The following is a 12,805-nucleotide window of genomic DNA, read 5'->3' as shown; positions in this document are numbered from 1 at the left end:
CGGGTTCAGCCCTGGGTTCGCGAGGCCATTCGCTTGATCAGCTCCACCACGGGCGCCACCCGCTCAGCCTGACCTGGCGGCCACACTGCGTACAGGTTGTAGTGCGCCGGAATCTCGGCCTCGTTCAGCTCTACCAGACGCCCTGCCGAGAGTGCATCCGCCGCCAGCAGGCCACGTACCAACCCTGCACCGACCCCGGCTTCAGCCGCTGCGATCAGGTTCGCCGCGTTGTCGAAGATCACCCGTGCGCCCGGTTCGATCGGCGCCATCCCGGCGGCATCCAGCCACGGAATCCACGAGCGCCGCGTATACCCCAGCAGCGGCAGCTCCAGCACCTGCTCCGGGGTGAGCGGGACCTGCAATCCATGGCGCTCCAGCAACGCCGGGGAAGCCACCGCCATCACCCGGTCGCCGCAGATCTGCGTCATCTCGCAGTCATCCCAGTCGCCATAGCCGTAGCGCAACGCCAGGTCCACCCGCTCGAAGGAAACGCGCTCCGAACGCGGCATCGACAGCAGCGCCACCTCATGCTCAGGCAGCGCATCGAGTAGTTCGGGCAGGCGTGGATTGAGCCAGCTCTGGGCCAGTTCGCTGTCCACATCGAGCGTCAGCCGTTGCGCCACCCTGCGGTTCTTGACCGACGACAGCGCCCGGTCGATCTGCGCCAGGCCATCGGACAGGACGCTGGCGAACAACTGCCCGGCATCGGTCAGCTTGCTGCCGCCGCCTTCGCGTACGAACAGCGCCTGGCCGACGAAGTCTTCAAGGGACCGGATCTGCTGGCTGATCGCGCTGTGGGTCAGGTCGAGCTTGCGCGCAGCGCTGGAGAAGCTGCCGCTGCGCGCGGCCTGGATGAAAGCACTCATGGACTGCACTGACGGGTATCGCTTGTACATGCTGTTAGTCCTGCTTACACACGATGGCAGAAATCGTTGCTGGCCCGAATTTTCCCGGGTTACCACTATTCGGTCACCAGGCCCGCACAAAGACGGGCCGCTCTCCTGGAGCCTGACAATGATCGAGTTAACGGTAAACGGCGAACGACACGAGCTGGCAGGGACGTCCTCGTCCATGCCGCTGTTGTGGGTGTTGCGAGACCACCTGAAACTGACCGGCACCAAGTTCGGATGCGGCATGGGCCTGTGCGGCGCCTGCACTGTGCACCTGGATGGTGTCGCGGTGCGTTCCTGCCAGCTGCCGGTCGCCGCCGTCGCGGGGCACCGCATCACCACCATCGAAGGCTTGTCGCCTTCGGGTGAGCATCCGCTGCAGCTGGCCTGGGTTGCCGAAGATGTTCCGCAATGCGGTTACTGTCAATCCGGCCAGATCATGTCCGCCGCAGCGCTGCTCAATACCGGAGCAGCGGTGACCGATGACTCGATCCGCAACGCCATGTCCGGCAACCTGTGTCGCTGCGGCACCTACGGACGGATCAACAAGGCCATCAAGCGTGCGGCGTCCGCGCCGAAGGAGGCGTGATGCGATTCGTCGATGACATGCCTGTCGAACCCTCGCGCCGGCGTTTCCTCAAGCAGGCGGCCACCGTCGCTTCCGGTCTGGCGATTGCGCTCTACCTGCCCACCGACGCGGCGGCGACGGAGGCCAAGGCCAGGGCACCCAGCAGTGAATTCGAGCCCAATGCCTGGGTCCGGGTGCTGCCCGACGGCACGGTGAAACTGGTGGTGCACAAGCACGACTCCGGCACGGGCACCCAGACCGCGCTGGCTGCGTGCGTAGCGGAGGAACTGGACGTCAACCCGATGACCGTGCAGGTGATCACGCCGGAAGACCCCTTCTTCGAGGCCTACATCCACCCGATCTGGAAGGTCTACTCCACGGGCGGCAGCACCAGCGTTTCGCTGGAGTACGAGCGCTTGCGTACCGCTGGCGCGACCGCCCGCGCGCTGTTGATCTCCGCGGCGGCCGGACAGTGGGGCGTCAGTCCGGACAGCTGCTCGACCGAGGACGGACGGGTACTGCATGCCGCCAGTCAGCGCAGCTGCGGTTATGGTGAGGTGGCCGGGCTCGCCGCGCAGTTGCCGGCGCCGGCCAAGGTCACGCTGAAGGATCCGAGCCAGTTCAGGTACATCGGCAAGCTGCGGCATAAGCGGGATGCGGCTTCCAAGGTCTGCGGGCGCTTCACCTACAGCATCGATGTGACGTTGCCGCAGATGCTGGTGGCGGTGGTTCAGCGCGCGCCGGTGATAGGCGCGAAAGTGCTGACGCTGGATTCCAGCGTGGCGCTGCAGGTGCCGGGGGTGCGCAAGGTGATCGCGATTCCGGGCAGGCCTGATGTGTTGGGCGGAAACCAGGAAGGTGTCGCTGTCCTTGCGGACAATTACTGGGCTGCCCGTCAGGGGCGCGAGTTGTTGCAGGTGCAATGGAGCGATTCGCCCCTGGGCGGGTTCGACAGCGATCAGCTGGCGGCCGCGCAGGCAGCGGCCATTGACGACAAGGCCGCACAACGGGTTACCGCGCTGGCGACGGGGGATGTCACGGCGCAGTGGCCGAAAGCCGCGAAGCTGCTTGAGGCCGACTATCGCATGCCCTACAAGGTGCAGAACCCACTGGAGCCGGTGTGCATCACCGCGCAGATAGCGGACAACGCCATCACTTACTGGGGCGGGGTACAGGTGCCGTCGTCGGCGCTGGAAGCCGCGGAAAAAGTGTGCGGGATCGCCAAGGGCAAGGTCACTATCAATGAGCTGGTCTCCGGCGGCAGTTTCGGTGCGCGTGAGTCCAAGTACTGGCTGTTCGAGGTGGCGTATCTCGCACAGCAAGCCGGAGTGCCGGTCAAGCTGATGAACAGCCGCGAAGACGAAATGCGCGCGCTGTTCATGCATCCGGCCACCTTGCACCGCGCCAAGGGCTCTCTGGACGCCAAGGGGCGCCTGACCGCCTTGCAGCTCGATGCGGTATCGCCGGCCTCGCCGGAGCAATGGGAACCGGGCTATTTCGAGCGGCCGGACCACATGGACTACAGCACCACCGAAGCCATTACCGCGTGGGATTTCGCCTATCGCCCGGCGAATCTGGACCTGGCCTGGGTCCGGCATGAAAGCGGAGTGCCCAGCGGCTGGTATCGCTCGGTGAGCTTCATCCCCAACGTGTTTGCCGTGGAAAGCTTCATGGACGAACTGGCCCACGGCGCGGGGCAGGACCCCCTGGCGTTCCGTCTGGCCAACATGCACGAGCGGCCCCGCCACATTGCGGTGCTCAAGCAAGCGGCCGAGCGTGCTGGCTGGGGCCAGCCATTGCCGGAGGGAATGGCATTGGGCATTGCCACCAACCAGGGGTACACCAGCTTCATTGCGGTGATCGCCCGGCTTTCCAGAAAGGACGGTGCCATCAGCGTCGACAAGCTCACCTGCGTGGTCGATTGCGGTCTGGCGGTGTCGCCAGGGGGCGTCGAGGAGCAGATCTACGGCGGCCTGATGTGGGGCCTCGGCCACGCGTTGTTCGACCGCATGGACATCAAGCAGGGGCGGGTGGTGCAGAGCAACTTCCACGACTACCGGGTGACCCGCATGTCGGACATGCCGGCCGTGGACATCCTGGTGCTGGACGGCGAGCCGGGCAAACCCGGCGGCGTCGGTGAACTGGGCAGTCCTTCGGTGGCACCGGCCATCGCCAATGCCCTGTTCAGCCTGACCGGCGTACGCCAGCGCTCGACACCACTGACCCTGGGGTAGCCCTCATGGACCTGCGCTTGCTGCGGTACTTCATGGCCCTGGCCGACGAGTTGCACTTCGGCCGGGCCGCCGAGCGACTGCACATTTGCCAGCCGCCGCTGAGCCAGCAGATCCGGCTGCTGGAAGAGGAACTGGGGACGCCGCTGTTCGAGCGCAGCCACCATCGTGTCGAGTTGACGGCGGCCGGACAGATGCTCAAGGAGCAGGTGCCACTGGTGTTCGAACAACTGGAGCGCGCATTGGCCCTGACCCGCCAGACCGGTCGGGGCCAGGTGGGCGAACTGGAAATCGGCATGATCAGCTCGGTGATGATCGGCGTGCTGCCACGGGCCCTGCACCTGTTCCGCGAGCGCTACCCGCAGGTATCCTGGCGCCTGCATGAAATGACCCCCGCGGCCCAGGTCAAGGCGCTGAAGGAAAAGCGCATCGATGCCTGTGTGTTCCGGGTCGGTTACGACGATCCGCAGTTGCGTAATGAACTGCTGCTCTACGAGCCTATCCGCGTGGTCATGCCGGCCGATCATCCTTTGGCTCGGCGCGACACCCTGGCGCCGGCGGATCTGGCGCAGGAGCCTTTCGTGGCGCTGGAGCTCAAGCAGTCGCGTTTTGCCGACTTCCTCTATCAGTGCTGCATCAAGGCTGGGTTCACTCCGCAAATCCGCCAGCAGGTCATCGAGGTGCAAACCCTGCTCAGCCTGGTACGGGCCGGATTCGGGGTGGCGCTACTACCCGCGTCCATCGAACCGATGGCGCCCGCCGGACTGGTCTTCCGACGTCTCATGCCCGCACTGCCCGAAGTGCCCCTGTACGCCACCTATCGCGCGGATGATGACTCGCCGGTAATCAAGCTGTTTCTCGATACGTTGCGGGAGTTGGTCAGCAAGGATGAAAGCGATCTCGAAGGGTCGTGCCCGTAGCAGTTTGCCGTATGGTGCGTCGTGCCGAACCTGCCCGCGAGCTTGGCTAGCCGTTACTGGCTCGTTGCTACTCTGTTCACCGCCTTGCTCATCGGGCGGTCGGGCAGGGAGTCCAGCAGTGGGAAGGGAGCTTCAAGGCATACTTTGTCCAGGGCTCGCCGGCGGAAATGGGTTCACATTGGCCAGCAACGTTTACGCAGGATGGCATCCAGCGTGCGGCTGATGGCCGTGCAGTTGCGGACCATCTCCATGCGCTCCCAGGTGGCTTGTTCGCCTTCTCGCACCAGCTTGCGCAACTCGGCCAGGGGCAGCGGCGCAAGGAGTTTGAGCGGGTTGTGCCAGCGCTTGCCGAGGAACAGATTGATGTCGGCGGTGTAATCCTGCGCCAGGATGCTGTAGCCCAGGTGTTGCCAGCGAGCGAGGGTGGGGTTGCGCAGGCGCAGGTGGTCGCGTCCCAGGCGCAGCAGCTGGGTCGCCACACCTTTGCCGAGACGGATCTGCCGGTTCACCGCGCTCTGCAGCAGGTTCGGCCGGGCGTCGGGGTTAGGTGTTAAGAGCAGCGCCGCCGGGTTGGCCATGCTGGAGATGAAGTGGTTGACTCCGTACAGGCGGCCGAGGCGCTTGGCCGGCAGGTCGTCGAGGAAGGAGCCGTCAATCCACTGCTGTTCCGGCAGGTAGGGAACCTGCAGGCCAGCGGCATTCTTCGCCTGCAGGGTGACGGGTGAGTAGATACCGGAGATCGCGCAGGACGCCATGATCGCAGAGCGCACCAGCACCGTCGGAGCCGTGATGGCGTTGAGTAAGCGCGGTGCCTGTCTGGGCTGCAGTCCGGTGACGGTGATGTTCAGGTGGCGGCCACTGACCTTGTACGCTTCGGCGAAGGTCAGGTCCGGAATCAGTCGCTGCAGGTAGCTCGCCAGGTCATTTGATTCAAGCGTCGCGCGTGACAGCGGACGACGCAGGTGCCGTCCCTGCATCAGCAGGTGCTCAGCCTGCAGGTGGTCCGGCAGTTCAGCATCGCTGTGAGTGCAGGCAATGGCAGCGAGAATCGAGCCGGCGCTGGAGCCGGAGATGATCCGGGGCAGCAGCCCCTGTTCGCCCAGTGCCGTGAGCACACCGGCGTGGAAGTAGCCCAGCACCGCGCCGCCACTGAGCATCAGCGCCGAGCGGCCGAAGCAGTGGCTGGCGCGCAGGAAGAAGTCCTTGCGTTCGGCCAGCGGTATGATGCTGTCGTCGACCGCATCGATGGCCTCCAGCGCAAGGCAGACCTCCTCGATGTACTGGTGGATCAGGTGCTTGGTGCCCAGGTGCGAATGGCCGTACAGCGAAGCCCGGCCCATGCCGGCAAGGTTTCCATGAATGCCCTCGTTGAGAGTGAACATCAGGCTGCCGTGGTCTCCGGCGTTGCGCAGGTCGCGCAGTCTCTCGAATCGCTGGCGTACGGTACGGTAGTCGTAGTCTGCACAGACTTCGTTGCGTCGCCAGTCATCCATGCCGGTGGCCTGGTCGTGGGCGGTCGCGTGCTGTGCCCACTCCTGGTAGCTTCGCGCATGGTCCATCCTGTCCTGCCATTGGCGGGCTGCCGACTTCTGCCTGAACATCGTTTCCTTCCTGTGCTGTGCGCGCTGACCTTCGGATTGGGCCGCTCGGTGGGCGGCCCGGATTTCAAGATTTTCCGGGCTCTGCCTGGTCCCGGGTGGCAGAGCGCCTGCGTGGCGCGGCGGGCCTGTCCTCGGCTGGGCCGGGAGGGGTGTCGCGGGCGAGCGCCAGGTACTCGTCGGTGGACTCCTGCAGGCAGGCCATGTACACGTCCATGTCCGGCAGCATCTGCCGGTCGGCGAGCACGCCGAGGATGATCTGCCCGTAAAGGCTGGTGATGCCGTGGCTCAGGCCCATGCCGTCGAGCACCGGCACGATGGGATAGGTGGCGAGGATCTCGGCGCCGGCAAAGTACTTCTTCTCGGCGCCATTGGTCGGCCCTGGCACATTGGTGATCAGGGTGTTCTGCAGGTGCAGATGGCCGACGTAGCGCACCTGATTCTGCAGCCAGCCACCGAGCATGCGCACCGGCGCCGGCAGCATGTCGCCCAGGGAGGTGATCAGCTCGTGCATCACTTCCCTGGCCAGCGGGCCGCCGCGTCGGGTCCGCTCGGTGATGGCCTGCAGGCGCCGCTGTGGGTCCGACAGGTCGGTGCCCATGCCGATGAGCATCATCGAGATCAGGTTGCCCATGTCCCTGCGTGCGCCTTCCGGGCGCATGGCCACCGGGCACAGCGCGACCAGCGACTGGTCCACCGGCAGGGCTTCGCGACGCAGCAGGTAGCGTCGCAGCCCGCCGGCGATAATCGCGATGATCACGTCGTTCAGCGTGGCGCCCGGGGCGCAGCGGCGAATCTGCTTGAGCTCGGCGATCGGCCAGCAGGTGGCGCCGTAGGTGCGGTGTGGCGAAACCGGGGCATTGAACAGCGTGGTCGGCACGCGGTGCTGGTCCGGGCTGGCCTCACCGCGCAACTGCGCGGCCAGTTGCACACTCTTGCGTGCGGCGCAGTAGCCGGCGCGGGCGCTGCGCAGCGATTGCCCGAGCAGGCGTGGCAGGGTCTTGGCCCACATCTGCGCACGGGTCGGCATCCGTTCGTTGAGCGGCTGGCGATACGGGTTCTCGTCGAATTCGACCTGGTCATCCATCAGCAGGGTGGTGATCTCCACCCCGGACTTGCCGTCGACGTAGGCATGGTGGAAGCGCAGCAGCAGGGCGAAGCTGCCCGGCGGGACGCCTTCGACATTGTTCAGCCCCTCGATGATGGTGATGTCCCAGGGCGCACGCTCCATGTCCAGGCTGCGTGACATCACCCGCGCGGTGAAGATGCACAGCTGGCGCCAGTCGCCGGGCTGCGGCAGGCCGACATGGCGGATGTGGTACTCCAGGTCGAAGTGCTTGTCCTCCAGCCAGTACGGGTCGTCCAGGCGGAACGGCGCGTGCTGCAGGCGCCGGCGGAACAGCGAGGTGCCGCTCAGGCGGCTGTCGATGAAGCGGATGATGTCCTTGTGCCGGACCAGGCCGTTGGGCGCCGAGCGCTGGTCACAGATCCACAGGCCACCGATGACCATAGGCTGGTGCGGGGCGTCGGAATAGAAGAACTGCGCGTCCATGGGGGTGAGTTGCTTCATGCTGACTGTTCCGGAGCGGGCCGGCCTCGAGGGGTAGGGATGTCCCGCACCGGGAAGGACCGGTGCGGGAGGGCGTCAGGGCGTGACGATGTTGAACTGCGGGGCGGGGCTGTCGATCATGCCGAGGAAGGCACCCAGCGCCTTGCCGTCGCCGCCGAGCTTGATGGCTCCCTGCTTGATGGCGGTGGGGAAGTCCAGCTTGCGCAGGCTGATCTGGTCCAGCGTGCTCTTGGCCAGGGTGATGGTAACGGTCGGGTTGGCGCTCTTCTCGTCGTTGCGGTGGGTCAGCACGCCGTTGCGCAGCGTCACCCTGTAGTCCTTGCCCAGGTCGCTGAACACCCAGTTCATGACCATGTCGTGCCCCTGGGCCTTGTCCGAATCCAGGCGGATCGCCAGGAAGTCGAAGAACTGGCCGGGCTCCATGCTCTTTACCACATCGGCCTTGGTCGCCCCGGCGTCATACACCGGCACGCCGCCGCGCAGCTCCATGGCGCCGGTCAGGTAGATGTTGCGCCAGAGCGCGTTCTCCGCCTGGTAGCCGAGTTGTTCCAGGGCATCGGCCTGCAGTGCCTTGGCCTGCTGGTTGTCCGGCTGGGCGAAGATCAGGTGGTTGCCCAGGGTCGCCGCCCAGCGGTAATCGCCCTTGTCGATGGCCGCGCGGACCAGCTTGAGCACCACATCGGCGCCACCCAGCGCCTCGACATAGTGGTTGCCGGCGTCCGCCGGGGTAAGCGGGTTGAGGTTCGCCGGGTTGCCATCGTAGAAACCCAGGTAGCGCTGGTAGACGGCGCGCGAGTTGTGGCTGAGCGAGCCGTAGTAACCGCGGGTGTACCACTTCTTCTCCAGCTCGCCGGGCAGCTTGTCCATCTTCTCGGCGATCTCGGTGGAGGTCAGGCCCTGGTTCATCAGGTGCAGGGTGCGGTCGTTGAGGAAGGCGTACATGTCGCGCTGGTCGGCCAGCAGCGTGCGGATGCGCTCGCCGCCCCAGGTCGGCCAGTTGTGCGAGACGAACATCACGTCGGTCTTGTCGCCGTAGCGCTCCAGGCTGGCGTCTAGGTACTGCGACCAGGCCTTGGCGTCACGCACCAGCGCGCCGCGCGGGGTGAGGATGTTGTGCATCATCTGCGTGCTGTTCTCGGACATGCACAGCGCGCGATGCTGCGGGAAGTAGAAGTTCATTTCCGCCGGTGCTTCGGTGCCGGGGGTGAGCTGGAACTCGATCGGGATGCCGGCGACGGTGTGGGTCTCGTACTCGTTGCGGATCAGGTCGGTCGGCGCGATCAGGGTGAAGGTGCCACCCGAGGGCAGCGCCTTGCCCATGCCGACGTCCAGTTGCCCGCGCTCGCCGCGCGGCAGGAAGGTGCCGAACTGGAACTGCGAGCGACGGCTCATGGCGTTGCCGGCGAAGATGTTCTCGCTGATGGCGTGTTCCATGAAGCCCGCCGGGGCGAAGATCCTCACCTTGCCGCTCTTCACGTCGGCCTCGTCGACGACCCCGCGCACGCCGCCGAAGTGGTCGCCGTGGCTGTGGCTGTAGCCCACGCCGACGATGGGCTTCTTCGGCCGGTGCTGGTAGTACAGCTGCAACGCCGCGCGGGCAGTTTCGGCATAGGTCAGCGGATCGATGACGAACAGACCGTCCTTGCCTTCGATGATGGTCATGTTCGACACGTCCATCCCGCGCAGCTGGTAGATGCCGTCCGCGACCTGGAACAGGCCCGCATGGTTGTTCAGCTGGGCAGCGCGCCAGAGGCTCGGGTTGACCGTGTCGGGGGCCTTGTCCGCGTCGAGGAAATCATGCGCCTGGCTGTCCCACACGACCCTTCCGGCGGCGTTGCGAATCTGCCCCTTGAAGGGTGCGACCAGCCCGCGGGTGACCGACTCGTAGTCGCTGCGGTCGCTGAAGGGCAGCACCTTGAGCACCTCGGCATTCTTCGCTGCGGTCAGGCTGCTCGCAGGCTGGCTGGCGTCAGGTTCGGCGGCCAGCAGCGGCAGGTGGAGGCTGGCGGCGATGGCGCCGGCCAGCAGGCTGTGAGGCAGGTAACGACTGATCCGGGACTTCATGCGTGACTCCATGTTCTTGTTCTGGATGCCAAGGCGGGCTATTGGAGGTTGCCGGCCACGGCGATGGTCTGCGCGGTGATGTAGTTGGATTCGGGTGAGCAGAACAGGTACACCGCGTCGGCCGCTTCCTGCACGCTGCCGGGGCGACCCAGCGGATTGCGCTGGGCGAAGGATCTGGCCGCTTCCGGGCTGATGCCGACGCGGATGTCGCGGCCCTCGATGTTCACCGTTGCGCCGGCATGGGCGTCGGCGCGGGTCATGCGGGTTTCGATGAAGCCGAAGGCCACCGCGTTGACGTTGACCTTGAAGCGGCCCCACTCGCGGGCCAGGGCGCGGGTCATGCCGGCGACACCGGCCTTGGCGCCGCTGTAGTTGATCTGCCCGGCGTTGCCGTTGAGCGCGGACACCGAGGAGATGTTCACCACCTTGCGGAACACCTCGCGCCCGGCTTCGGCGTCGGCCTGGGCCTGCGCCTTGATGACCGGGTAGGCTGCCCGGAAGATGCGGAAGGGCGCGGTCATGTGGCAGTCGAGGATGGCGTACCACTGCTCGTCGCTCATCTTCTGCACCACGTCGTCCCAGGTGTAGCCGGCGTTGTTGACGATGATGTCGATGCCCTGGAAGTTCTCCATCGCGGTGCGGATGTAGCGCTCGGCGAAGTCCGGCGCGCTGACGTTGCCGTGGCAGACCGCTGCCGCACCGCCCAGGTCGCGGATCAGCGCTGCGGTTTCCTGCGCCGGTGCCAGGTCCAGGTCGTTGAGCACGATGCGTGCGCCTTCGCTGGCCAGCTTGAGTGCGATGGCCTGGCCGATGCCACGGCCGGAACCGGTGACCAGCGCCACCTTGCCGTCGAGTTTTGCCATGTTCTTGCTCCTTACTGCAGGGCGACGATGGCGTCGCCGACGATGCGGGTTTCGCCGTACTGGTTGGTGGTCTGGATTTCCAGCTTGACGCGCTGTTCGCCCTCGGCCTCGAACTTCTCCACCACCTTGCCGCTGCAGGTGATCTGGTGGCCGAGGTGGGTGATGCCGGCGAAGCGCACGCCGAAGCCGCGCAGCTGGCGCTGGTCGACCCAGCCGGTCAGCAGGCGGCCGAGGTAGGCCATGGACAGCATGCCGTGGGCGAACACGTCGACCATGCCGGCCTTGCGCGCATAGTCGATGTCGATGTGGATCGGGTTGTGGTCGCCCGAGGCGCCGGCGAACAGCGCCAGGGTGGTGCGGTTGACTGGCGCCAGGGTCAGCGGCGGCAGGCTGTCGCCGACCTGCACGGAGTCGTATCGAACAGTGTTCATGGTGGGCCTCCGGATCAGCCGTTGCGGTGGACGAGGGTGGTGCGCAGGGTCGCCACGGGCTCACCGTGCTGGTTGCTGACCTTCGACTCGCGCACCACGAAGCTCAGCGCGCCGCCTTTCTTGTCGTAGATGTCGGTGATGCGCACGTCGTAGTGCAGCGTGTCGCCGGCATAGGCCATGCGCTGGTAGGTGAAGGATTCCTCGCCATGGAGGATGCGCGACGGAACGATGCCCAGCTCGTCGCGCCAGGCCTGGTTGGGCATCTGGAACGCCAGCGAGAAGAGGAAGGTCGGTGGCAGTGGCAGGCCGGGGTGGCCGGCATCGCGGGCGGCCTGCTCATCGAGGTAGACCGGGTCGGTCTCGCCGATGGACTTGGCGAAGAAGCGCAACTGGCCCGCTTCGGCGACCACGCTGAAAGACGGCAGCTGCTTGCCGATGTGCTTGGGATCGATCATCTGAATGCTCCCGCTGTCAGTGCTTCTGGTACACGGTGACCACGCCGGCGCCGCCGAGGCCGAGGTTGTGCTGCACGGCGATGCGCGCCGCGTCGACCTGACGATCCCCTGCGGTGCCGCGCAGTTGGTGGGTCAGCTCGTAGCACTGGGCCAGGCCGGTGGCGCCCAGCGGGTGGCCCTTGGAAAGCAGGCCGCCGGACGGGTTGACTACCCAGCGCCCGCCATAGGTGTTGTCGCCGTCGTTCACCAGCTTCTCGCCTTCGCCCTCGGCGCACAGGCCGAGGCCTTCGTAGGTGAGCAGCTCGTTCTGGGCGAAGCAGTCGTGCAGTTCGATCACGTCGATGTCGTTGACGCCGATGCCGGCCTGTTCATAAGCCTGTTGTGCGGCGAGGCGGGTGACCTCGAAGCCGACCACGCGGATCATGTCGCGGGTGTCGAAGGACGCCGGGATATCGGTGGCCATCGACTGGCCGGCGATCAGCACGTCGGTGCGCAGGCCGTGCTTCTTCGCGAAGGCTTCGGAAACCACAATGGCCGCCGCCGCGCCGCAGGTGGGCGGGCAGGCCATCAGGCGGGTCAGTACACCGGGCCAGAGCACCACGTCGTCCATCACCTGTTCGGTGGTGACCACGTTGCGGAACACCGCCAGCGGGTTGCGCGCGGCGTGGCGGCTGGCCTTGGCGCGGATGGCGGCGAAGGTTTCCAGCTTGGTGCCGTACTTCTGCATGTGCGCGCGGCCGGCGCCGGCGAACTGGCGGATGGCATTGCTGGGCACGTCGATGCCGGTCACCAGCTCGCTGACCACTGCGTTGGCGCGCTCCAGCGCCGCCGGGCGATCCGGCCAGGCGGACTTCAGCGCGCCCGGGTTCATCTGCTCGAAGCCCACCGCCAGCGCGCAGTCCACCGCGCCGCTGGCCACCGCCTGGCGGGCGAGGAAGAGGGCGGAGGAACCGGTGGCGCAATTGTTGTTGACGTTGAGCACCGGGATACCGGTCATGCCGGCGTGATACACGGCCTTCTGGCCGCAGCAGGAGTCGCCGTAGACATAGCCGGCGTAGGCCTGCTGCACCAGACGGTAGTCGATGCCGGCGTCTTCCAGCGCCTGGCGGATCGCCTGGGCCGCCATCACGTCGTAGAAGTCGCTGGTGCCGGGCTTCTTGAACTGGATCATGCCGACGCCGGCGACGAATGCTTTCTGGCTCATGGTTGTTGTCC

The 12,805-nt window shown here is 66.1% G+C and carries 11 protein-coding genes; 3 read left to right on the top strand and 8 right to left on the bottom strand.

Annotated features, from left to right (window positions below):
- Positions 1-5: 5 nt before the first annotated feature.
- Positions 6-896: a LysR substrate-binding domain-containing protein gene (locus IB275_RS18405; protein WP_192294810.1), complete on the bottom strand. Its 891-nt coding sequence runs from the start codon at positions 894-896 to the stop codon at positions 6-8.
- Between the two features lie 118 nt (positions 897-1,014).
- Here IB275_RS18405 and IB275_RS18400 point away from each other — a divergent pair, with 118 nt between their 5' ends.
- Genes IB275_RS18400 through IB275_RS18390 form a run of 3 tightly spaced genes read left to right on the top strand, consistent with a single transcriptional unit; the run spans position 1,015 to position 4,609 of the window.
- On the top strand, positions 1,015-1,479 hold the full coding sequence (locus IB275_RS18400) for a (2Fe-2S)-binding protein (protein ID WP_192294809.1): 465 nt from the start codon (positions 1,015-1,017) through the stop codon (positions 1,477-1,479).
- Positions 1,479-3,692, top strand: a complete 2,214-nt coding sequence (locus IB275_RS18395; protein WP_192294808.1) for a xanthine dehydrogenase family protein molybdopterin-binding subunit — start codon at positions 1,479-1,481, stop codon at positions 3,690-3,692. Before IB275_RS18400 ends, IB275_RS18395 begins: the two co-directional genes overlap by 1 nt.
- A 5-nt stretch (positions 3,693-3,697) precedes the next feature.
- On the top strand, positions 3,698-4,609 hold the full coding sequence (locus tag IB275_RS18390; protein WP_192294807.1) for a LysR substrate-binding domain-containing protein: 912 nt from the start codon (positions 3,698-3,700) through the stop codon (positions 4,607-4,609).
- A 173-nt stretch (positions 4,610-4,782) separates the two neighbouring features.
- Here the strand turns inward: IB275_RS18390 and IB275_RS18385 are convergent, their stop codons facing one another.
- From IB275_RS18385 to IB275_RS18355, 7 genes are all read right to left on the bottom strand, one after another.
- A complete protein-coding gene (locus tag IB275_RS18385) occupies positions 4,783-6,210 on the bottom strand; it encodes a patatin-like phospholipase family protein (RefSeq protein WP_192294806.1) in 1,428 nt (475 codons plus the stop codon).
- Between the two features lie 64 nt (positions 6,211-6,274).
- Positions 6,275-7,777 (bottom strand): wax ester/triacylglycerol synthase family O-acyltransferase, encoded by a 1,503-nt coding sequence (locus IB275_RS18380; protein WP_192294805.1) that lies wholly within the window; start codon positions 7,775-7,777, stop codon positions 6,275-6,277.
- A gap of 75 nt (positions 7,778-7,852) precedes the next feature.
- A complete protein-coding gene (locus tag IB275_RS18375; protein WP_192294804.1) occupies positions 7,853-9,841 on the bottom strand; it encodes an alkyl/aryl-sulfatase in 1,989 nt (662 codons plus the stop codon).
- Between the two features lie 38 nt (positions 9,842-9,879).
- Positions 9,880-10,704 carry an SDR family NAD(P)-dependent oxidoreductase gene (locus IB275_RS18370; protein WP_151187568.1) on the bottom strand — a complete coding sequence of 275 codons (825 nt, stop codon included), beginning with the start codon at positions 10,702-10,704 and terminating at the stop codon, positions 9,880-9,882.
- An 11-nt stretch (positions 10,705-10,715) separates the two neighbouring features.
- Complete coding sequence (locus tag IB275_RS18365; RefSeq protein ID WP_192294803.1) at positions 10,716-11,135, bottom strand: MaoC family dehydratase; 420 nt, start codon at positions 11,133-11,135, stop codon at positions 10,716-10,718.
- A gap of 14 nt (positions 11,136-11,149) precedes the next feature.
- Positions 11,150-11,590 carry a MaoC family dehydratase N-terminal domain-containing protein gene (locus tag IB275_RS18360; protein WP_151187566.1) on the bottom strand — a complete coding sequence of 147 codons (441 nt, stop codon included), beginning with the start codon at positions 11,588-11,590 and terminating at the stop codon, positions 11,150-11,152.
- A 16-nt stretch (positions 11,591-11,606) separates the two neighbouring features.
- On the bottom strand, positions 11,607-12,794 hold the full coding sequence (locus tag IB275_RS18355; RefSeq protein ID WP_151187565.1) for a lipid-transfer protein: 1,188 nt from the start codon (positions 12,792-12,794) through the stop codon (positions 11,607-11,609).
- Between the last annotated feature and the right edge of the window lie 11 nt (positions 12,795-12,805).

Source organism: Pseudomonas sp. PDM21 (assembly GCF_014852505.2).
Taxonomy (GTDB): domain Bacteria; phylum Pseudomonadota; class Gammaproteobacteria; order Pseudomonadales; family Pseudomonadaceae; genus Pseudomonas.
This window is presented reverse-complemented; position numbering and strand designations above follow the sequence as displayed.

Bases quoted from the DNA above. Each gene is read 5' to 3' on its own strand.
- IB275_RS18405 (WP_192294810.1), bottom strand. From the start codon at position 896: ATGTACAAGCGATACCCGTCAGTGCAGTCCATGAGTGCTTTCATCCAG.
- IB275_RS18400 (WP_192294809.1), top strand. From the start codon at position 1,015: ATGATCGAGTTAACGGTAAACGGCGAACGACACGAGCTGGCAGGGACG.
- IB275_RS18395 (WP_192294808.1), top strand. From the start codon at position 1,479: ATGCGATTCGTCGATGACATGCCTGTCGAACCCTCGCGCCGGCGTTTC.
- IB275_RS18390 (WP_192294807.1), top strand. From the start codon at position 3,698: ATGGACCTGCGCTTGCTGCGGTACTTCATGGCCCTGGCCGACGAGTTG.
- IB275_RS18385 (WP_192294806.1), bottom strand. From the start codon at position 6,210: ATGTTCAGGCAGAAGTCGGCAGCCCGCCAATGGCAGGACAGGATGGAC.
- IB275_RS18380 (WP_192294805.1), bottom strand. From the start codon at position 7,777: ATGAAGCAACTCACCCCCATGGACGCGCAGTTCTTCTATTCCGACGCC.
- IB275_RS18375 (WP_192294804.1), bottom strand. From the start codon at position 9,841: ATGAAGTCCCGGATCAGTCGTTACCTGCCTCACAGCCTGCTGGCCGGC.
- IB275_RS18370 (WP_151187568.1), bottom strand. From the start codon at position 10,704: ATGGCAAAACTCGACGGCAAGGTGGCGCTGGTCACCGGTTCCGGCCGT.
- IB275_RS18365 (WP_192294803.1), bottom strand. From the start codon at position 11,135: ATGAACACTGTTCGATACGACTCCGTGCAGGTCGGCGACAGCCTGCCG.
- IB275_RS18360 (WP_151187566.1), bottom strand. From the start codon at position 11,590: ATGATCGATCCCAAGCACATCGGCAAGCAGCTGCCGTCTTTCAGCGTG.
- IB275_RS18355 (WP_151187565.1), bottom strand. From the start codon at position 12,794: ATGAGCCAGAAAGCATTCGTCGCCGGCGTCGGCATGATCCAGTTCAAG.